The sequence below is a fragment of the Hydrogenophaga aromaticivorans genome, assembly GCF_013387465.1.
GTDB classification, from domain to species: Bacteria; Pseudomonadota; Gammaproteobacteria; order Burkholderiales; family Burkholderiaceae_C; genus Hydrogenophaga; species Hydrogenophaga aromaticivorans.
This window is the reverse complement of record NZ_VYGV01000028.1, coordinates 111,253-130,758: the sequence shown is the minus strand read 5'-3', so window position 1 is coordinate 130,758 and position 19,506 is coordinate 111,253. Positions and strand designations below refer to the sequence as shown.

The 19,506-nt window shown below is 65.3% G+C and carries 15 protein-coding genes; 7 read left to right on the top strand and 8 right to left on the bottom strand.

Annotated features, from left to right (window positions below; all coding sequences use genetic code 11):
- Positions 1-20 precede the first annotated feature (20 nt).
- From F3K02_RS25885 to F3K02_RS25875, 3 genes are all read left to right on the top strand, one after another.
- On the top strand, positions 21-1,664 hold the full coding sequence (locus F3K02_RS25885) for an alpha-D-glucose phosphate-specific phosphoglucomutase (RefSeq protein WP_177139390.1): 1,644 nt from the start codon (positions 21-23) through the stop codon (positions 1,662-1,664).
- 591 nt (positions 1,665-2,255) lie between these two features.
- Positions 2,256-3,533: an AAA family ATPase gene (locus F3K02_RS25880; RefSeq protein WP_177139389.1), complete on the top strand. Its 1,278-nt coding sequence runs from the start codon at positions 2,256-2,258 to the stop codon at positions 3,531-3,533.
- A complete protein-coding gene (locus F3K02_RS25875) occupies positions 3,526-4,365 on the top strand; it encodes a DUF4435 domain-containing protein (RefSeq protein ID WP_177139388.1) in 840 nt (279 codons plus the stop codon). Before F3K02_RS25880 ends, F3K02_RS25875 begins: the two co-directional genes overlap by 8 nt.
- A gap of 449 nt (positions 4,366-4,814) precedes the next feature.
- Here F3K02_RS25875 and F3K02_RS25870 read toward each other — a convergent pair whose 3' ends face one another.
- The 8 genes from F3K02_RS25870 to F3K02_RS25835 form a co-directional block, all read right to left on the bottom strand.
- On the bottom strand, positions 4,815-5,996 hold the full coding sequence (locus F3K02_RS25870; RefSeq protein WP_177134175.1) for an IS91 family transposase: 1,182 nt from the start codon (positions 5,994-5,996) through the stop codon (positions 4,815-4,817).
- Between the two features lie 12 nt (positions 5,997-6,008).
- A complete protein-coding gene (locus F3K02_RS25865) occupies positions 6,009-6,944 on the bottom strand; it encodes a tyrosine-type recombinase/integrase (protein WP_177134173.1) in 936 nt (311 codons plus the stop codon).
- Positions 6,945-7,200: 256 nt separating this feature from the next.
- A complete protein-coding gene (fusA, locus tag F3K02_RS25860; RefSeq protein WP_177139387.1) occupies positions 7,201-9,261 on the bottom strand; it encodes an elongation factor G in 2,061 nt (686 codons plus the stop codon).
- A gap of 182 nt (positions 9,262-9,443) precedes the next feature.
- Positions 9,444-10,601: an ROK family protein gene (locus tag F3K02_RS25855; RefSeq protein WP_177139865.1), complete on the bottom strand. Its 1,158-nt coding sequence runs from the start codon at positions 10,599-10,601 to the stop codon at positions 9,444-9,446.
- A 128-nt stretch (positions 10,602-10,729) separates the two neighbouring features.
- Positions 10,730-11,182 (bottom strand): RbsD/FucU family protein, encoded by a 453-nt coding sequence (locus tag F3K02_RS25850; protein WP_177139386.1) that lies wholly within the window; start codon positions 11,180-11,182, stop codon positions 10,730-10,732.
- Positions 11,183-11,191: 9 nt separating this feature from the next.
- Entirely contained in the window at positions 11,192-11,998 is an 807-nt protein-coding gene (locus F3K02_RS25845; RefSeq protein ID WP_177139385.1) for an ATP-binding cassette domain-containing protein, read from the bottom strand.
- Complete coding sequence (locus F3K02_RS25840) at positions 11,998-12,957, bottom strand: ABC transporter permease (protein ID WP_177139383.1); 960 nt, start codon at positions 12,955-12,957, stop codon at positions 11,998-12,000. The genes F3K02_RS25845 and F3K02_RS25840 overlap by 1 nt, the downstream gene beginning before the upstream one ends.
- A gap of 253 nt (positions 12,958-13,210) precedes the next feature.
- A complete protein-coding gene (locus tag F3K02_RS25835) occupies positions 13,211-14,215 on the bottom strand; it encodes a sugar ABC transporter substrate-binding protein (protein WP_177139381.1) in 1,005 nt (334 codons plus the stop codon).
- Positions 14,216-14,354: 139 nt separating this feature from the next.
- Here F3K02_RS25835 and F3K02_RS25830 point away from each other — a divergent pair, with 139 nt between their 5' ends.
- The 4 genes from F3K02_RS25830 to edd all read left to right on the top strand — a co-directional run bounded on the left by F3K02_RS25830 (position 14,355) and on the right by edd (position 19,505).
- A complete protein-coding gene (locus F3K02_RS25830; RefSeq protein ID WP_177139379.1) occupies positions 14,355-15,368 on the top strand; it encodes a PfkB family carbohydrate kinase in 1,014 nt (337 codons plus the stop codon).
- Between the two features lie 120 nt (positions 15,369-15,488).
- The gene (zwf, locus tag F3K02_RS25825; RefSeq protein WP_177139377.1) at positions 15,489-16,964 is read left to right on the top strand and encodes a glucose-6-phosphate dehydrogenase; all 1,476 of its coding nucleotides are present in this window, start codon (positions 15,489-15,491) and stop codon (positions 16,962-16,964) included.
- A complete protein-coding gene (gene pgl / locus F3K02_RS25820) occupies positions 16,964-17,656 on the top strand; it encodes a 6-phosphogluconolactonase (RefSeq protein WP_177139375.1) in 693 nt (230 codons plus the stop codon). The genes zwf and pgl overlap by 1 nt, the downstream gene beginning before the upstream one ends.
- A gap of 13 nt (positions 17,657-17,669) precedes the next feature.
- Positions 17,670-19,505 carry a phosphogluconate dehydratase gene (gene edd, locus F3K02_RS25815; protein WP_177139373.1) on the top strand — a complete coding sequence of 612 codons (1,836 nt, stop codon included), beginning with the start codon at positions 17,670-17,672 and terminating at the stop codon, positions 19,503-19,505.
- Position 19,506: the final 1 nt, after the last annotated feature.

The window sequence follows — 19,506 nt, the reverse complement described above, 5'->3', positions numbered from 1 at the left end:
GGAAGAACCCAGGAACCGCCATGACCCTCCAGTCCCTGCCCACCACCCCGTTTGCCGGCCAGCTGCCCGGCACCTCCGGCCTGCGCAAGAAGGTCACGGTGTTCCAGCAGCCGCGCTACCTCGAGAATTTCGTGCAGGCGCTGTTCGACGTGCTGCACGGCGAATACCAGCTGGCCACCGGCCAGACCCTGGTGCTGGGTGGCGACGGGCGCTTTCACAACCGGGCCGCCGTGCAGACCATCCTGAAGATGGCCGCGGCGCGCGGCTACGCCCGCGTGCTGCTGGGCCAGGGCGGCATCCTGTCGACACCCGCCGCGAGCGCGGTGATCCGCCGCCACAAGGCGAGCGGCGGCATCATCCTCTCGGCCAGCCACAACCCCGGCGGCCCCGACGGCGATTTCGGCATCAAGTACAACGCGGCCAATGGCGGCCCCGCGCCCGAGAAGCTGACCCAGGCGATCTACGAGCGCACCCAGGTCATCGAGCGCTACCAGATCAGCGACGCGGTCGACATCGGCATCGACATGCAGGGCACCCAGCAGATCGAGGACATGACCGTCGAGGTGATCGACCCGGTGGCAGACCACGCGGCCGTGCTGCGCAGCCTGTTCGACTTCGACGCCATCCGCGCCCTGTTCGCCCGCGGCTTCCGCCTGCGCTACGACGCCATGTGGGCGGTCGGCGGCCCCTATGCCAAGGCCATCATCGAAGGCGAACTCGGCGCGCCCGCCGGCACCGTGGTGCACGCCGAGCCGCTGGAAGACTTCGGCGGCCTGCACCCCGACCCCAACCCGGCCTACGCCGACGACCTCGTGGCCCACCTCATGGCCGCCGACGCGCCCGACATGGGGGCCGCGTCCGACGGCGACGCCGACCGCAACATGATCCTCGGCCGCGGTTTCCTGGTTTCTCCCTCCGACAGCCTGGCCGTGCTGACGGCCCACGCGACACAGGTGCCCGGCTACGCCCGGGGCCTGGCCGGCGTGGCGCGCTCCATGCCCACCTCCACCGCGGTGGACCGCGTGGCGAAAGCGCTGGACATCGCTTGCTACGAAACGCCGACCGGCTGGAAGTTTTTCGGCAACCTGCTGGACGCGGGCAAGGTCACGCTCTGCGGTGAAGAGAGCTACGGCACCGGCTCGGACCACGTGCGCGAGAAAGACGGCCTGTGGGCCGTGCTCTTCTGGCTCAACCTCGTGGCCGTGACCGGCAAATCGGTGGAAGAGCTGGTGCGTGGCCTCTGGCGCGCGCACGGCCGCTGCGTGTACTCGCGCCACGACTACGACGGCATCGCCACCGAGAAGGCCAACGCGCTGATGAGCGAATTGCGTGCCCAGCTGCCCACGCTGGGTGGCACGGCGGTGGCGGGCCAACCCGTCGCCTGGGCCGACGACTTTGCCTACACCGACCCGGTGGACGGCTCGGTGAGCCAGAAACAGGGCGTGCGCGTGGTGCTCGAAGATTCGTCGCGCGTGGTGTTCCGCCTCTCCGGCACGGGCACCGAAGGCGCCACGTTGCGCGTCTACCTGGAGCGCCACGAACCCGATGCCAGCCGCCACGACGTTCCCGCGCAAGAAGCGCTGGCGCCTCTGGTGGCGCTGGCCGAAGCCGTGGCCCACATCCGGCAACACACCGGCATGACCGCACCGACCGTCATGACCTGATACGGGTTCGCCTTCCAACGCTTAACCGCGTTGGTTAGTTGATGCAGCAGGATGCTTGAGGCTGGTAGCGGAAGCTCGGCAGGATTTTTGTCCCTGGCTTGTCTTGGTCATTGCCATGTCCTCTGTTGCTTGTTTCACCGTCGAGATTCACGAGCAACGACGCGAGTGACATCACCAGCAGCGCAACCGCAGGGCGGCTATCGAGCCGGGTCAATTGGACGGGCCGTCGCCCCAATAAGTAACTTGGAAACGCAAGGGGCACGCACACATCGAGGAGTACATGGTTTTTCCTATCGAGTGACTAAGCATTGCAATCATCAGGCTTGCATTTGTGCGCGTGGGATCAGTAAAGTTCTACAGGATGCCTTCAGCGGCGGCACGCCCGAACGCGGCTCAGCCGTCTACTTGATCGCGGAAAAAAATCCCTCGATGAACACAGACTTTGATTTAAGCTTAAGCGTGCGGACGTTCCGAAAGCGATGTGGCACGTTCTAGCCGCCTTGCGGCGGAGACTTTCATTGAAGTGTTCCTCGCGTTCAAGGCGGGAAGCCTCACTTCTCCGACGATCTATGAAAACCGACAGACGAAGAAATGTTCAAAATTAAATCAATCGAGATCTCTGGATTTTGGCAATCCAACCGAGTTGCCACCACAACATTTCGAGATGATGTCAATATCATTATTGGAAAGAACGGAACCGGCAAGACAACATTCATGAATATTGTTCATGCAGTGCTTGCCGTCGATGGTGATGCGCTGTTCGACAATCCTTTTAAAAGCGTCACTCTCACGCTAGTCGACGGGAAACGGACTCGTACTGTCAGAGCAGAACGTCACGAAACCAAAACATCTCCATACCCATTCATTGAATATCACATTTCCAACCGGAAATTTGTGGCACCGCTCGTCGGCCTTGATGACGGCCGGCCGACTGTGATTCGCAGGAGGGCAGCTGAGGACCTGCAACGAATTAAGCATGAACTCGGTTCGTTTGTTTCCGTCGCATCGTTGTCTGTCTATCGCATTGGAGGTGACGCGGATCCAGAAGTACGAGAGCGCATGGTCAGGCGGGTAGCGTCACCAGTGGATCTGCGGCTGCAAAGTTTGATGCATCGATTAACACAGTATCAGCTGGAGTTGTCCAGTGCAGCGCGAGAAGTTTCCATTAAACTTCAGCGCGACGTTCTCACTTCTTTGCTGTATGCCGAGCAGAAAGATGCTGAGAAGGGCTACCGCTTAGATTTCGATGAAGCGACAGAAAAGCAGAATTTGGTCTCCGCGTATAAGCAACTCGGAGTTGCTGGACAAGAAGTAAGCAAAAAAATCCAAGATCACATCTCAGCGGTCGGTGCAACCATCCGTCATCTGCAACAACAAACCGCAAAAACCAAGGGCAAGGACGCAGCGCCTGCGGGTCGAATCGATTTTTCAGCACTTGAGGCTTTTAGACTTACGCGGACTGTTGTTGCAAAGTCCCTTGATGCGGAGGAGAAAACCGACGAAATATTCAGTCATGTGAACCTCTTCTTAGATACCCTCAAGAAATTCATTGGTGACAAGATATTCTCATTCGTAGGAGGGGAGCTCGTCGTAAATACGGAAGGCCCTCTGCCCTTAGCAAAGCTGTCGTCTGGTGAAAAGCAACTTCTGATTCTTTTGATTGAAGCCTTGCTGCAACGGCAGCGTCCGTATATCTTTCTTGCGGACGAGCCTGAACTTTCTCTGCACATAGCTTGGCAACGAAATATTATTTCGGCTATCCGCTCTCTCAATTCCAATGCTCAAATTGTGGTCGCCACCCATTCGCCGGAAATTGCAGGGAAATTCAAAGAATGCCTATTGGATATGAGCGATATTCTTCATGTTTGATTTGTCATACTCGGATGACGCGCTGAACGTCAGAGGAGCCTTCTTTGGCGCAAAGACTATCGTCTATGTTGAAGGCGATGATGATCTCCTGTTTTGGAGAAATGTATTTGAGAAAGTAGCAGATGATCCGTTTGAGGTAGAGCCTGTCGGCGGGTCAACTACTCTAGATGAATACATAAAGAAAATTGTTGCCGGCGACCTCGATGCAATCGCGGCGCGCGATGCAGATTTTATGCTAATCACCGGAGCTGCGCCTTCACACCCAAAGATTGTTTATACACATGGCTATTCAATCGAGAATAGCTTGTATGTTGAGAGCACTATTACGCAGCTTGTACGATCTTGGGCCAAATCACCTAAAGCCACAGCTGAAGAGTGTATGGCGTGGCTAAGGGAGCTAGCGACTACGATTAGCCCGCTTGTGTATTTAGATGCAGCGAACGCATTTTCAGCAGCAGGTATCGCAACTGTAGGCGATAACTGTGCGCGCTACATGACTAGCGCCAACTCAGCGACGATTTGCCCGCAAAAAATAGCTGCAGCTGTAGGGGAAATTCAAGCCAAGATCCCGGCAATTGCTTTGCAACAAGCTCGGGCTACCGTAGGCAGCGAACCAAGCGCAGTCATTTCCAATCTTCGTGGGCACTTCTTAACCTCTGCCGTTCATCGTTATATTGTTAAGCGATCGAAGGACTTCGGACGGAAAGTGAGTATTTCTGCTGAGTCACTGTACGCTGCCGCAATCGCCCAATTTATCAACACGCTGGAAACCAACCATCCGCACAGGGAGCACTATCTTTCTTCAGCGCAGGCCGCTTGGCGAGAAATCTAGAAGTGGGGTAGCGAGACTAGGGAAAGTTCAGGCGAGGACATTGCCTGCGGCTGGAAAGCCTCATAGGACGTAGCCGGTGCAATACGCGTCGGCAAAGGTCGGCTCCCGTTAAGGCTTGTGTGACACCTGCCCAGCCGCACAAGCGGTCGAGCACCCTCACTGCTGTCGGGCAGGTGTTGCATAAGCCTCGAGGGAGGAAACCGCGGCGACCGCCACGGTAGTTGTCGAGCGCGGTGACTATGGCGATTGCTCTACGCTCGCGTCGCGAGTTGGCGGCCTACGACTGAGCATCGACACCCCATCGATGACCGCAGGCGCCCGTGCGTGTGCCACTTCGATACGGCAGCAGCTCTTTGCCGAGCCTGCGCAGACGCTGACCAAGCGACGCACGCAGCAGCCCACCGGACGCCATGTCCAGCGTCGAGTTGATCGGGAGTGCTCGAGCGTGGTCATGGTGCCGGCGGCGCCCGAATCGAGCAGTCGCGCAAGAAGACCTGCAGCACCACCATCGCGTGGCCGCAGTGCGCGCAGACGAAGGTCGGACGTGGCGAGTCCAAGCCATCTGCGGCCGCCGCCTCGGTCGGTGGCGCTGCGACCTGCAACAACTGACGCGCCAGCGCCAAGTTGTCCCGCCGGTTGCTGTTGGCCAGCAGGCCGTAGTGCCGAATCCGGTGGAAGCCGCCCGGCAGCACATGCAGCAGGAAGCGGCGCATGAACTCCTGCGGGCTCAGCGTCATCGCCTTGTGGCGCGTCTTCCCTGTGGCGCGATAGTCCTTCCAGCGGAAGGTGACACCGCGCTCGTCCATCGCCAGCAGCCGGCTGTTGGAGATGGCCACGCGGTGCGTGTATCGCGACAGGTAGGCCAGCACCGCCTGCGGCCCGGCGAATGGCCGCTTGGCATAGACCACCCACTCGCACTGGCGCAGCGGCGCAAGCCAGGCCTTGAAGGTCACGGGCTCAGCCAGCGCCGCGTGTTCACCGAAGAACCTGAGTGCGCCGCCATCGTGCAGCCGCTGCAGTTCCTCCAGGAAGCGGCGCCTGAACAGCCGCGACAGCACGCGCACCGGCAGGAAGAACCCCGGGCGGCAGGCTACCCAAGTCTTGCCGTCGGGCGCAAACCCGCCGCCTGGCACGATGCCGTGCACGTGCGGGTGGTGGGTCAGTGCCGAGCCCCAGGTGTGCAGCACCAGCGTGGCGCCAATGTGGGCGCCCAGGTGCTTGGGATCAGCTGCGATACGCAGCAGCGTCTCGGCGGCGATGTCGAACAGCAAGCCGTACAGCGCCGCCTTGTTCTGGTGTGCAATGTCGGCGATCGGCGCTGGCAGCGTGAAGACCACGTGGTAGTACTCCACCGGCAGCAGATCGGCCTGGCGCGCATCCAGCCACCGCTTGGCTGCGCTGCTCTGGCACTTCGGGCAGTGCCGGTTGCGGCACGAGTTGTAGGAGACCTCGTCTTGGCCGCAACCGTCGCAGCGCAGGACGTGGCCACCCAGTGCCGCCGTGCGGCACTGGGTGATGGCCGACATCACCTTGAGCTGCGCCAGGCTCAGGTGACCGCGCTGGGCGTCACGCCAGGCGGGTCCATGGGCACGGAAGATGTCGGCGACCTCCAGGGCGGGTCGCGCCTGCACGATGGCGTACGACTACAGGGCCGGCGGTTGCGGTGCAGGTTCGGGCGCTGGTTCGCCTGCGGGCTTGGCGGACGTGTGATCCAGCGGGCTGATGACCCGGCGCAGCAGGTCGGTGGCCACGGCGGCGTACAGGGTCGTGGTGTCCAGCCGCTTGTGCCCGAGCAGCACCTGGATGACGCGGATATCGACCTTCTGCTCCAGCAGATGGGTGGCAAAGGCATGGCGCAGGCCGTGCGGGGTGATGCGCTTGTCGATGCCGGCCGTGGCGGCGGCCAGGTGTACGGCGCGGTTGAGTTGACGCGGGGTGACGTGGTCGGTGGGGTCCAGGCCCGGGAACAGCCAACCACCGTGGCGGATCTTGCCCTGGGCATGGCCCAGTCTCCACCAGGCGCGCAGCCGCTCCAGCAGCACGGGGCTGAGCATGGCGTAGCGATCCTTGCGGCCTTTGCCCTGCTCCACGCGCAGTGTCATGCGCTCGCCGTCGATGTCGCCGACCTTGAGCGAGACGACTTCGCTGACGCGCAGGCCCGCGCCATAGGCCACCGACATGGCAGCCTGGTGCTTGAGGTTGGGCGCGGCGGCGATCAGGCGGCCGACTTCCTCGGGGCTCAGGATCACCGGCAACTTGCGCGGCACGGCCACGTTCGTCATCTTGAGCATGAGCTCCGGCCGGCCCAGCGTGATGTCGAAGAAGAACTTCAGCCCGGTGATGGTGGCGTTGATGGTGACTGGGCCGGTGCCGGTGTCCACCAGGTGCAACTGGAAGCGGCGCAGATCCTCGGCGGTGGCGGTGTGCGGCGAGCGGCCCAGGAAGGTGGAGAGCTTGCGCACGGCGCGGATGTAGCCGTCTTGCGTGTGCTCTGCGAACTGGCGCATGCGCATGTCGTCGAGCATGCGTTGGCGCAGCGGCGAGACGGCCGCGGATGGGGTCGGGGTGCAAATGTCCATGATCCTGCTCCTGCGTGACCGAGGCGGATTGCCTCGACCGCCAACATCGCAGAATCACGGGCGCAACGAAACGCCACCAACGTAGCCGGAGCGTCTACCGCGCGAGCGGTTTAGTCCATCGCTGCGTATCGGACATTTGCCACAAGGATTAGGGTGAACGCAATCGCCGGGCGAGGGAGCATTTTGATCTCACGGTACGCCCAAGTCGATTGCTCGGCAACGCGCGTGCAAGCTGAGCATCGGCACTGCGCTTTTCCTAGTCGTCTTCGCGCACCCGGTACCGCTCCATCAACGTCTGTTGGACGGCCGGCGGAACGGCCTCGTAGTGCGACAACGCGACGGTGTAGCGCCCCTGGCCGCTGGTCATCGCATTGAGCCGCGACTGGTAGTCGGCCAGCTCGGCCTCTGGCACCTGACCGCCGATGGCCACGGTGCCGGACCCCAGGCCCGATGTGCCTGTGACCAGGCCGCGCCGCAACGACAGGTCGCTCGTGACGTCGCCCACGGAATGCTCGGGCACGGCGATCTCGATCTGGACAATCGGCTCGAGCACAACCGGCCGGGCCTCGCGAATCGCCGCCATGAAGGCCTTGCGGCCGGCGGTCGCGAAGGCGATGTCCTTGCTGTCCACGCTGTGGTGCTTGCCGTCGTACACGACGACGCGCACGTCGGCCACGGGGAAGCCGGCGATCGCGCCGTACGCCAAAACCTCGCGCACGCCTTTCTCGACCGCGGGGATGAACTGGCCCGGGATAGCACCACCCCTGACTTCGTCGGCGAACTCGAAGCCCGCGCCGCGCGCGAGCGGCTCGATGCGCAGGAAGACTTCGGCGAACTGGCCGGCACCGCCGCTCTGCTTCTTGTGGCGGTAGTGGCCCTCGGCCGGCACGGTCACGGTCTCGCGGTAGGCGATGCGCGGTGGCCGAGTCTGAACATCGAAGCGGTAGACCTCGCGCAGGCGTTCGAGCACGATGCGCAGGTGCAGCTCGCCGAGCCCGTAGAGGACCGTCTCGTTGGTCGCGGCCACATGCTCGATGCGCAGGCACGGGTCCTCGGCCGCGAGCTTGCTGAGGATTTCCCAGGCGCGCTGCTCGTCGCCATGCCGCTTGGGCTCCACGGCCAAGCCGTACACCGGCACCGGGAACGGCAGCGGAGCGAGGTGCACATGGCTGTCTTCGGCCGCATCGTGCAACACGGCATCGAAATGGATCTCGTCGACCTTGGCCACCGCCACGATGTCGCCGGGCAGCGCGTGCGACACCTCGACGTGGTCTTTGCCCTGGAGCATGAACAGGTGCCCGACCTTGAACGGCTTGCGGCCGTCGCCGATGTAGAGCTGGCTGTCGCGCGTGACCGTGCCCTGGTGCACACGAAAGATGCCCATCTTGCCGACATAGGGGTCGATCGTGACCTTGAACACATGCGCCAGCACGTGCAGCGTCGAGTCGGGCTTGGCCTCCATGGGCATGGCCTCAGCGCCCTCGCCAACGATGAAGCTCGGCGGGTTGGCTTCGGTCGGATCGGGCAGGAGTTTGACGATCACGTCAAGCAACTCGGCCACGCCGGCGCCGCTGCGCGACGAGGCGAAACACACCGGGATCAGGTGGCCTTCGCGCAGCGCCTGCTCCAGCGGCGCGTGCAGCTCCGACGGGTCGACGTCGCCTTTCTCGAGGTAGCGGTCGACGAAGGCCGCGTCGACCTCGACCACCTGCTCCACCAGCGCGCGGTGCGCCGCTTCGACGGGGCCGAAGTCGGAGCGTCCGAAGCGGTTGAAGAAGCAGTCGATCACCTGCCGGTTGACCCCGTCGGGCACGTTCAGCGGGAGGCATTCGCGGCCGAAGGTGGCCTGGATGTCGGCCAGCAGACCCGACAGCGAGACGCCCTGCGCGTCGATCTTGTTGACGATGATCATGCGGGCGAGGCGTCGCGAGGCGGCGTATTCCATCATGCGAATCGCCATCGGCTCGATGCCGGTGGCGGCATTGATGACCACCGCCACCGTCTCGACCGCCTCCAGCGCCGGCAGGCTCTGGCCGAGGAAGTCGGGTCCGCCGGGCGTGTCGATGAGGTAGATGCGCGTGCCAGCATGCGTGAGGTGCATCACCGAGGCGTTGAGCGAATGCAGCATGCGGCGCTCGAGCGGGTCGTGGTCGCTAACGGTGCTGCCGCGCTCGACGCTGCCGCACGCGCCGATGGCGCCCGCCTTGTACAGCAAGGCCTCGGCCAGCGAGGTTTTGCCGGCGACTGCGGCGCCCACGAGCGCCAATGTTCGCACGGCTTTCATTTCGGCCGTGAGGCCGTTCGATCGGCTTGGCATGGTTGGACTCCTTTGCACGTCCGGAAGGCCGGCCCGGCGGCCCGCATGGGCTCGGGCGTTGCGTGTGGACGTCGGGGCAGCGTACGGGATTGACCGCGCTAACGCAAATGGATTGCGCCGCCGATTTCCAATACCTGACCGGCATGCATGCCGCGTTGACCGCCCCCTTGTTGCCTACCGCGTCAGCTCTTCAGAAAGATCTCGTGGTCCGGGGCGAAGCAGGCGTGCAGCGGCAGCAGCGCTCCGCCGAGCGCGCGCGCGTCCGATCCGATGCTGCCGATCTCCAGCCGCGGCATCTGCTGCAGGCCTTCCCAGTTGTAGGCCTTGAGCGCTTCGCCGGTGCGCGCCCAGAGTTTGCGCAGCAGGTCGGGCGCGACCACACCGTCGATCACGACCGCCTCCACGTCCAGGAACGCGGTGCCGGCCACGATGCAATGCGCCAGCGCCAATGCAGCGCGGGCGACCCACTCGCGGGTGTACGGCAGCCAGGGCGCCTCCAGCGCACGCGCGTCGTAGGCGGCCATGGGGTCGAGCGCGTGCTCGCGAAAGCGTTGCTCCAGGTCCCACAGCGAAGCCTGGCTGATCAGCTGCGGCGGCAACTCCTTCATGTCGGCCGTCGCCACCTGCAGGGGCAGCGAGGCCACGGCCCCGGCGTTGCCGTTGACGCCGCGGTGCAGGTGGGAGTTGAGCACCAGGCCACCGCCCACAAACGTGTCGAGGAACAGGTAGAGAAAACTGCGGATGTCCCGGCCTTTGCCCTGCAGCAGCTCGGCCACGCAGGCGGCCGAGGTGTCCTTGGCGAAACTGATCGGCAGGTCCGTCAGGGCCTGCACCTCGGCCACCAGATCGATCTGGTTCCAGGCCAGGGACTGGGCTTCGGTCAGGCCCAGCATGCGGTGCCAGCCCCCGAGCTGGAACGGCGCGGCCACGCCCACGCCGACCACCCGGTCGCGCAGCGGGCCCAGCCCGTCGAGCAGGCGGTTCAGGTTGGACTTGATGGCCGGCAGCAGCACCGGAATGTCGGGAAAGGCGTAGTCCAGCACCAGGCGCTCGCGCACCCGGCCGGTGAAATCCACCAGCAACCAGTCGGCGCTGCGCCGGCCGATCTTGATGCCGATGGCAAACGCGCCATCGGGGTTCAGCCCCAGCGGCACGGAAGGTTGGCCCACGCGTCCCCGCACCGGGGCGCCACGGTTCAGCAGCTGGTCTTCGTCGAGCCGGGCGGTGATCAGGCCGATGGTCTGAGCGGTCAGGCCGGTGAGGCGCGCGAGATCGGCCTTGGCCAGGCTGCCGTGCGCGCGCAGCGTCTGCAGCACCACGCGCTCGTTGAACTGGCGCATGCCCACCTGGTTGGAGCCGCGCGGGCGCAAGCGGGACGCGCCCTGGGCATCGGCTGCGGGCGCGTCGGGGGTGTCGGTTTCAGTGGTGTGGTTCACAGCCGTTGAGTGTGGCACGTTCAACACCGGTTTCAGGCTCGGAGCACCTCGCCCAGGACGCCTTTGCGCAGGATGAAGTTACCCCAGGGCTCCAGTTCACCGGTGACGACGATGGCGTAGGCCTTTTTCACGCGCTCGTAGAACGCGTAGCGCTCCACGGCCTCGGCCTGGCCGTCCTGCAGGCCCTCGGCGGCCAGCACCGCCAGCGTTTCGCGCTGCAGGGCCGAGCGGTAACCGGGCTCGGTACCGCCGACCTGCATGTAGGCCACGGGGTGCGGCACGTCGGCGGCCAGCGGCAGCACGCTGGCCACCGCCCGCACGGTGCGCGCCATGCCGACGCCGGGCAGGCGCAACACCGGTTTTCCTGCGCCCAGGCTCATGGCGGTGAAGTTGGCGTCGGCCAGCACCACCGCGTCGTCGTGCCCCATCTCGGCCAGCAGCTTGAGCAGGTCCGGACTGAGCAGGGGATCAATGCCTTTGAGCATTTCTTTCTTTCAGTGCGCCAGGGCTTCGGGTGGCAGATCGTCCACCGACTTGGCACCGGTCATCACGGCCACGGTGTCGCTCATGCTGATGTTCTTCGGGTCCACCACCGCCGCGCGTTTTCCCAGGCGGGCGATGTGGATGCGGTCGGCGATCTCGAAGACGTGCGGCATGTTGTGGCTGATCAGGATCACGGGCAGGCCCTTGTCGCGCACGCGGCGGATGAGTTCCAGCACCATGTTGCCCTCCTTCACGCCCAGCGCGGCGGTCGGTTCGTCCATGATGACCACGTGCTGCGCAAAGGCCGCGGCGCGGGCCACGGCCACGCACTGGCGCTGGCCGCCCGAGAGCGTTTCCACCGCCTGCGTCATGGAGCGGATGCCGACCTTCAGGTCGTTCATGCGCGCGATGCTTTCTTCCAGCATCTTCTTCTTGTCGATCATCTGGAACACGCTGCCGAGAAAGCCGGCGCGGCGGATTTCGCGGCCGAGGAACAGGTTCTCGGCGATCGTCATGGCCGGGGCCACGGCGAGGTCCTGGTACACGGTTTCGATGCCGGCGCGGCGTGCGTCGATGGGGCTCTTGAACTGGGCGCGCGCGCCGTCGAGGTAGATCTCGCCTTCGTCGGGGATCGTGGCACCGGCGAGGCACTTGATCAGCGAGGACTTGCCGGCGCCGTTGTCGCCGATCACGGCCAGGATTTCCCCGGCACGCAGTTCGAAGTCGGCGCCGTCGAGCGCGGTGACCTGGCCGTAGCGCTTGACGAGGCCTTTGGCCTGGATCACGAGCGGGCTTTGAGCGTTGGGTGCGGTAGACATCAACGAACTCCTTTGCGGGACATCTGGTCGGTCATCACGGCCAATATGACGAGGATGCCGGTAACGAGAATCTGGTAAACGGACGACACCCCCATGAGCGTCAGGCCGTTGCGGAACACGCCCACGATCAGCGCGCCCACCAGGGTGCCCAAAATGATGCCGCGGCCACCGAACAGGCTGGTGCCGCCCAGCACCACGGCGGTGATGGCGTCGAGGTTTTCGGTCTGCCCGGCGTTCGGGTCACCGGCGCCGATGCGCGCCACGGACAGCAGCGAGGCCAGGCCGTAGAACACGCCGGCCAGCACGTACACGCCCAGCAGCACCTTGTCGGTGGAAATGCCGGTCAGGCGGGTGGCCTCGGGGCTGTTGCCCACGGCGTAGATGTGGCGGCCCGGCGCCGTTTCGCGCAGGAACAGCCAGGTGATCAGGTACAGCGCGAGCATCAGCACCACGCCGTAAAGGATGTTGGTTTCACCGATGCGGAACGAGTTGCCGAGCCAGGTCAGGCCGTCGGACACTTCCGTGACGGTCTGCGAGCCCGAGTACAGCTGGGTGATGGCGAACGCGATGTTCAGCGTGCCCAGCGTGACGATGAAGGGCGGCAGTTTGGCCTTGGTCACGAGCAGGCCGTTGATGAGACCGAAGCCGGCCGTGGCGGCGATGCCCAGCGTGATCGCGACCGGAGCGGAGAGGCCGAAATCGGCGCCCATCTTGGTCATGACGATGGAGCCCAGCGCCATGATCATGCCGCACGACAGATCAATGCCGGCGGTCAGGATGATGAGGGTCTGGCCGATGGCGATGGTGCCCACCACCATCACCTGCTGCAGGATCAGCGAAAAGTTCTGCAGCGTCAGGAAACGCTCGTTCTGCGTGGCAAAAAACAGGCACGCAAAGATCAGGGCGATAAACGGCCCGAGCGTGCCCATGGGCGGAAGTTTGGCTTTGAGGGAATTCATGGCGGTGGCCCGTCCAATCAGAGAAACAGAGGATGCTGCATCACGCTGCATAAGCAGCAGTGGTGCAAACGGAGGCCCGTCTGACGCAGGCTCTCAAATCAAAGAAACAGCGAAGGCGCAAGTCGCCAAGCGAAGCGAGGCGATCCCCCACCAGGGGCACCAAGGGTCCGGCTCCGCCGGCCCAAGGTGCCGTCCCCCCTCCAAGCCGAAGGCGCCAGAGAGGGGGGAAGCCGCAAAGCGGCGCAGGGGGGAGTTACTTGTTCCCCCAGCACAGGTCCATGCCGGTCTTGACGTCTTTGCTCTCCACCCCCGCCACGGCTTTTCCCGCGATCAGGGTCACGCCGGTGTCGGTGTAGCCGCTCACCTTCTTGCCGGTCTTGGCGTATTCCACGCCCGCGGCCACGCCCATGGCGGCCATCTTCAGCGGGTACTGCTGGCTGGTCGCGGCGATCACGCCTGCGCCCACGTCCTTGATGCCGGCGCAGCCGCCGTCCACCGAGACGATGACCACGTCTTTTTCCTTGCCGGCGGCCTTCAGCGCCTTGAAGGCACCGGCGGCGGCGGGTTCGTTGATGGTGTAGACCAGGTTGATGCCGGGGTTCTTCTGCAGGCAGTTCTCCATGCCGGTCTGGCCCTTGGCCGCGTCACCGAAGCTGTCGGCCATACAGGCCACGCCAGCAGCAGTGCCGCCGAGGTTGTTGCTCTTGGCGTCGGGGGCGGTCAGGCCAAAGCCCTTCAGGAAGCCGTTGTGGCGCTGGGCGCCCACCGGGTGACCCGGGAACAGGTCGAGCGTGGCGATGACCGGCTTCTTGCCCGCCATGGCCACCTTGGCGTACTGACCGATCAGCACGCCGGCCTTGTAGTTGTCGGTGGCGAACAGGCCGTCCACGGCGGTGGCCGGGTCGGTCGGGCTGTCTAGCGCGATCACCTGCACGCCCTGGGCTTGCGCCTTTTTGATGGCGGGGATGATGGCCTTGGCGTCGCTGGGGGTGATCAGGATGGTCTTGGCGCCGGCGGCGATCATGTTCTCCATCGCGGTCACCTGGCCGGCGTTGTCGCCGTCGGTCTTGCCCGCGGCCGACAGCAGCTTGGCGCCGAGCTTGGTGGCTTCGGCGGTGGCGCCCTCTTTCATCTTCACGAAGAAGGGGTTGGACTCGGTCTTGGTGATCAGGCCGATGACGGGCTGCGACTGGGCGGCGGCAACGCCTACGGCCAGCGTCAGGGCGGAAAACACGAAGGCGGGTGCGAGTTTTTTCATGGATGTCTCCTCAAAGGGATGGATGATGGTCGGACGGTACACAGGCTCGGCAGTCAGTCTCTTGGGGTTTTCACGCTGTCTGCTGCGGAGTGACTGAACTATATTTCGGTTCAGGTTAATAAATCAACTGGATTTAGTTATGGTTTTCCCTAGTTCATCTGCCCCCATTCAAGTCGCCACCGCCGGCGAAGCCCTCATCGACATGATCACGGAATCCGACGGACGGTTGCGGCCCTGCGCCGGTGGCGCGGTCTACAACCTCACCCGCGCGCTCGGGCTGCAGGGCGTGGGCACGCTCTACCTCAACCCGCTCTCGCAGGACCGCTTCGGCCGCCTGATGGCCGACGCGATCCACGAGGCCCGCGTGACGCTGGCGCGCGAGACGCCGGTGCACGAACCCACCTCGCTCGCGCTGGTCGGCCTGGACGACGAAGGCAAGGCCAGCTACAGCTTCTACCGCGACGGCGTGGCCGACCGCCAGGTCAACGCCGCCGACATGACGGCGCAGTGCGCGGCCCAGCCGGGTCTGAAGGTGGCGGTCACCGGCTGCCTGGCCCTGGTCGCCGACGACAGTCCCAAATACCTCCCCTGGCTGCAGGCGCAGCGCGCTGCCGGCCGGCTCGTGGTGGTGGACGCCAACCTGCGCCCGGCCATCGTGCCCGACATGGCCGCCTACCAGGCCAGCGTGATGGCCGCGCTCGGCCAGGCGCACATCGTCAAGGTCAGCGACGACGATCTGGTCACGCTCGGCTTCACCGCGCCCGATCCGCTGGACGCCGCGCGCGAACTGCTGCAAGCCACCTCGGCCACCTGGCTGGCGCTCACCCTGGGCCCCAAGGGCGCCGTGCTGCTGCACCGCGACGGCCGCGGCTGGAAGGCTGCAGAACCGACACCGATCACCGTGGTGGACACCGTGGGCGCCGGCGACTGTTTCCTGGCCGGCCTGCTGGCGGCCCTGCTCGAACGCCCGGCCATGCAGAACGCGGCCCGCGCCGATCAGCTGGTGCTCGACAGCGACGACGTGCAACACATCCTGGGCCGTGCCGTGGCCAGCGCCAGCCTCTGCGTGATGCAGACCGGCTGCGTGCCACCCAGCCGCGACCAGGTCGTTGAACGCGTGGCCACGCTGCGACCCATGTTCCGATCGCTTTGAACCTTGTTGCCCTGGCCAGCACGAACATTGCATGGCTCCCGGGGCGCCTGGCGCAGAAAGAAACCCGCTTGTAACTTGATTACATTAAACTCCATCAAATCTCGTAACTAAGTTAGACCCATGGCCACATCCACACCCTCCCAAACCCCTGCGGCGCCGCTCGACCTGGTGATCTTTGGCGGTGTGGGCGACCTCTCGGTGCGCAAGCTGCTGCCCGCGCTGTACATGGCCCACCTGCACAACAACCTGCCCGAGTCCACGCGCATCCATGCCCTGGGACGCCAGGCCTGGGACCGTGCCGCCTTCCTGGCCTTCATCCAGGAAAAAGTGCCCGGCTTCATCGGCAGCAAGGCCTACAACGACAGCGCCTGGGGCAGCTTCGTGCGGCGCCTGACCTACGTCTGCGTGGACGCCACCGACGCCAGCGACTACCCGGGCCTGGGCGCCGAGCTGCAGGCCGGCTCCGACCGCGTCTATTACCTGGCCACCGCCCCCAGCCTGTTCACCGCCATCTGCGCACACCTCGGTGGTGCGGGCCTGATCGATGCACGCTCGCGCGTGGTGCTGGAAAAGCCGCTCGGCCACGACCTCGAATCGGCGCGCCAGATCAACATCGATGTGGGCCGCCATTTCCAGGAATCGCAGATCTTCCGCATCGACCACTACCTGGGCAAGGAAACGGTGCAGAACCTGATGGTCCTGCGCTTCGGCAACACCATCTTCGAGCCGCTCTGGCGCAGCCCCTACATCAAGAGCGTGCAGATCACGGTGGCCGAAGCCGTGGGCGTGGGCAGCCGGGCCGGCTTCTACGACGGCACCGGCGCGCTGCGCGACATGTTGCAGAACCACCTGCTGCAGCTGCTGTGCATCGTGGCCATGGAGCCGCCGGTGTCGCTCGACCCCGACGCCGTGCGCGATGAAAAGCTCAAGGTGCTGCGCTCGCTGCGCCCCATGGCGATTGGCGACGTGGCGCGCGACACCGTGCGCGGCCAGTACAGCGCCGGCGCCTCCAACGGCGACGCCGCCGTGGGCTACCTGCAGGAAGAAAACATCCCGCCCGAGAGCAGCACCGAAACCTTCGTCGCGCTCAAGGCCCACATCAACAACTGGCGCTGGGCCAACGTGCCGATCTTCCTGCGCACCGGCAAGCGCATGGCGGCGCGCCAGTCGGAGATCGTGATCGAGTTCGCCGACCTGCCCTTCACCATCTTCGGCGACTCGCCACACAAGTCGGTCAACCGCCTGATGATCCGCCTGCAGCCCGAAGAACACATCCAGCTGCAGATGATGGCCAAGGAGCCCGGCAGCGGCATGAAGCTGCGCCCGGTCAACCTCAACCTCGACCTCGAAGCCGCCTTCTCCGAACGCCGCGCCGAAGCCTACGAGCGCCTGCTGATCGACGTCATCAAGGGCCGCCTGACCCACTTCATGCGCCGCGACGAACTCGAAGCCGCCTGGACCTGGGTCGAACCCATCATCGACGGCTGGCAGCAGCTCAACGAAAAACCCAAGGCCTACACGGCGGGCAGCTGGGGGCCGGCGGCGTCTTCGGCACTCATGGCGCGTGAAGGAAGCTCCTGGGTAGAGGAATCCTGATGGCGGTGACCGAACACCCCAACGCCACCCCCGCCGCCCTCGCGGAGCACATCGCCAACGCCCTGCGCTCCGCCATCGCGGCGCGTGGTCAGGCGAGCCTCGCGGTCTCGGGCGGCAAGTCGCCCATTCCCCTGTTCGAAGCGTTGCGCGAGCAGGACCTGGACTGGTCGAAAGTGAGCGTCGTGCTGGTGGACGAGCGCGTGGTCCCGCGCGACCACGCCGACAGCAACACCGCCCTGGTGGCCCGCCACCTGCTGCAAGGCCGCGCCGCCGCGGCGCGCTTCCTGCTGTTCTTCCGCGAACTCGCGCCGACGTTCAACGCCGAGGTGCTGGACGCACTGGTGCGCGACGCCGAAGAACGCATCGCCATCCTGCCCTGGCCGCTGGACGTGGTCGTGCTCGGCATGGGCGAAGACGCCCACACCGCTTCGCTGTTCCCCGGCGCGCCCGGCTACGCCCGCGCCATCGCCACCGATCAGCGCCTCGCCTGGGTGGTGCCCGACACCGCGCCCCACGCACGCATCAGCTTCACCCTCAGCGCCCTGCTCGCCGCGCGCGAGCTGGTGCTGTCCATCACCGGCGAAAGCAAGCTCGCCGTCTACCGCCGCGCCGCCCAAAAGGCCGACGAGGCACTTCCGATCTCTCTGGTGATCAACCAGACTCAGACGCCCTTGAGCGTCTGGATGAACTGAACAGGAAAACCCCATGACCACGCCCCTGCACCCCGCCATCGAACGCGTCACGAAACGCATCACCGAACGCAGCGCCGACACGCGCGGCGCCTACCTCGCCAGCATGGCTGCGCAACGCAAGAACGGCACCCAGCGCGGCGGAATGGGCTGCGCCAACATGGCGCACACCACGGCCGCCCTGCCCGCGAGCGACAAGCTCAAGATCCACGCCGAGCGCGCGCCGCACGTGGGCGTGATCACCGCCTACAACGACATGCTCTCGGCGCACCAGCCGTATGAGCACTACCCCGAGCTGATCCGCGGCCACGCGCGCGCGCTGGGCGCCACGGCGCAGGTGGCGGGTGGCGTGCCGGCCATGTGCGACGGCGTCACACAGGGTGCGTCTGGCATGGAGCTGTCGCTGTTCTCGCGCGACGTGATCGCGCTGGCCACCGCCGTGGGTCTGTCGCACAACGTGTTCGACGCCGCGCTCATGCTCGGCATCTGCGACAAGATCGTGCCCGGCCTGTTCATCGGTTCGGTGCAGTTCGGCCACCTCAGCACCGTGTTCGTGCCCGCCGGCCCCATGACCAGCGGCCTCTCCAACGACGCCAAGGCCAAGGTGCGCCAGCAGTACGCGCAGGGCCTGGTCGGCCGCGACGCGCTGCTGGAGAGCGAGGCCCAGGCCTACCACTCGCCCGGCACCTGCACGTTTTACGGTACCGCCAACAGCAACCAGATGCTGATGGAAATCATGGGCCTGCACCTGCCCGGTGCGTCCTTCGTGAACCCGGGCACCGAGCTGCGCGAACTGCTGAGCAAGGCCGCGCTGGAGCGCGCGCTGGCCAACACCGGCAAGACCGGTGAAGCCGCCATCTGCATGGCCGACATCGTGAGCGAAAAGACCATCGTCAACGGCATCATCGGCCTGCTCGCCACCGGCGGCTCGACCAACCACACCATCCACCTCGTGGCCATGGCGCGCGCCGCCGGCGTGCTGATCGACTGGGACGACTTCGCCGAGCTCTCGGCGGTCGTGCCGCTGCTGGCCCGCGTCTACCCCAACGGCAGCGCCGACGTGAACCACTTCCACGCCGCGGGCGGCATGGGTTTCCTGATGCAGGAACTGCTGACCAACGGCCTGCTGCACGGCGACGTGACCACCGTCATGGGCCAGGGCCTGGGCGCCTACGCGAACGAGCCCTGCCTGCAGGACGGCCAGCTCGCCTGGCGCCCGGTGCCCGCGGTGAGCGGCGACACCAGCGTGCTGCGCCCGGTGAGCGAACCCTTCAGCGCCGACGGCGGCCTGCGCCTGCTGCAGGGCAACCTGGGCCGCAGCGTGGTCAAGGTTTCGGCCGTCAAGCCCGAGCACCGCGTGGTGCGCGCGCAGGCCGTGGTGGTGAGCGACCAGCAGGATTTGCTGGCCCTGTTCAACGCCGGGAAGATCAACAAGGACCTGATCGCCGTCGTGCGTTACCAGGGCCCGCGCGCCAACGGCATGCCCGAACTGCACAAGCTCACACCGCCGCTGGCCGTGCTGCAGGACAAAGGCTTCAAGGTCGCGCTCGTCACCGACGGCCGCATGAGCGGCGCCTCGGGCAAGGTGCCCGCCGCCATCCACCTGAGCCCCGAAGCGCTGGCCGACGGCCCGATCGCCCGCGTGATGGATGGCGACTGGATCACGCTCGACTGCGAGCGCGGCGTGCTGGAGCTGGAGGTGGACGCCGCCACGCTGGCCGCGCGCAGCGCCGTGCACCCCGATCTCAGCCACAACGAACATGGCACCGGCCGCGAGCTGTTTGGCCTGTTCCGCGCCCATGCGAGCACCGCTGAATCTGGCGCGTCTCCGCTCTTCGGTGACCGCCCATAAA

Excerpts from the sequence above, each read along its gene's own strand:
- edd (WP_177139373.1), top strand. The coding sequence starts at position 17,670 with ATGACCACGCCCCTGCACCCCGCCATCGAACGCGTCACGAAACGCATC.
- F3K02_RS25830 (WP_177139379.1), top strand. The coding sequence starts at position 14,355 with ATGGTTTTCCCTAGTTCATCTGCCCCCATTCAAGTCGCCACCGCCGGC.
- zwf (WP_177139377.1), top strand. The coding sequence starts at position 15,489 with ATGGCCACATCCACACCCTCCCAAACCCCTGCGGCGCCGCTCGACCTG.
- F3K02_RS25840 (WP_177139383.1), bottom strand. The coding sequence starts at position 12,957 with ATGAATTCCCTCAAAGCCAAACTTCCGCCCATGGGCACGCTCGGGCCG.
- F3K02_RS25885 (WP_177139390.1), top strand. The coding sequence starts at position 21 with ATGACCCTCCAGTCCCTGCCCACCACCCCGTTTGCCGGCCAGCTGCCC.
- fusA (WP_177139387.1), bottom strand. The coding sequence starts at position 9,261 with ATGCCAAGCCGATCGAACGGCCTCACGGCCGAAATGAAAGCCGTGCGA.
- F3K02_RS25855 (WP_177139865.1), bottom strand. The coding sequence starts at position 10,601 with ATGCGCCAGTTCAACGAGCGCGTGGTGCTGCAGACGCTGCGCGCGCAC.
- F3K02_RS25875 (WP_177139388.1), top strand. The coding sequence starts at position 3,526 with ATGTTTGATTTGTCATACTCGGATGACGCGCTGAACGTCAGAGGAGCC.
- F3K02_RS25880 (WP_177139389.1), top strand. The coding sequence starts at position 2,256 with ATGTTCAAAATTAAATCAATCGAGATCTCTGGATTTTGGCAATCCAAC.
- F3K02_RS25835 (WP_177139381.1), bottom strand. The coding sequence starts at position 14,215 with ATGAAAAAACTCGCACCCGCCTTCGTGTTTTCCGCCCTGACGCTGGCC.
- F3K02_RS25865 (WP_177134173.1), bottom strand. The coding sequence starts at position 6,944 with ATGGACATTTGCACCCCGACCCCATCCGCGGCCGTCTCGCCGCTGCGC.
- F3K02_RS25850 (WP_177139386.1), bottom strand. The coding sequence starts at position 11,182 with ATGCTCAAAGGCATTGATCCCCTGCTCAGTCCGGACCTGCTCAAGCTG.
- pgl (WP_177139375.1), top strand. The coding sequence starts at position 16,964 with ATGGCGGTGACCGAACACCCCAACGCCACCCCCGCCGCCCTCGCGGAG.
- F3K02_RS25845 (WP_177139385.1), bottom strand. The coding sequence starts at position 11,998 with ATGTCTACCGCACCCAACGCTCAAAGCCCGCTCGTGATCCAGGCCAAA.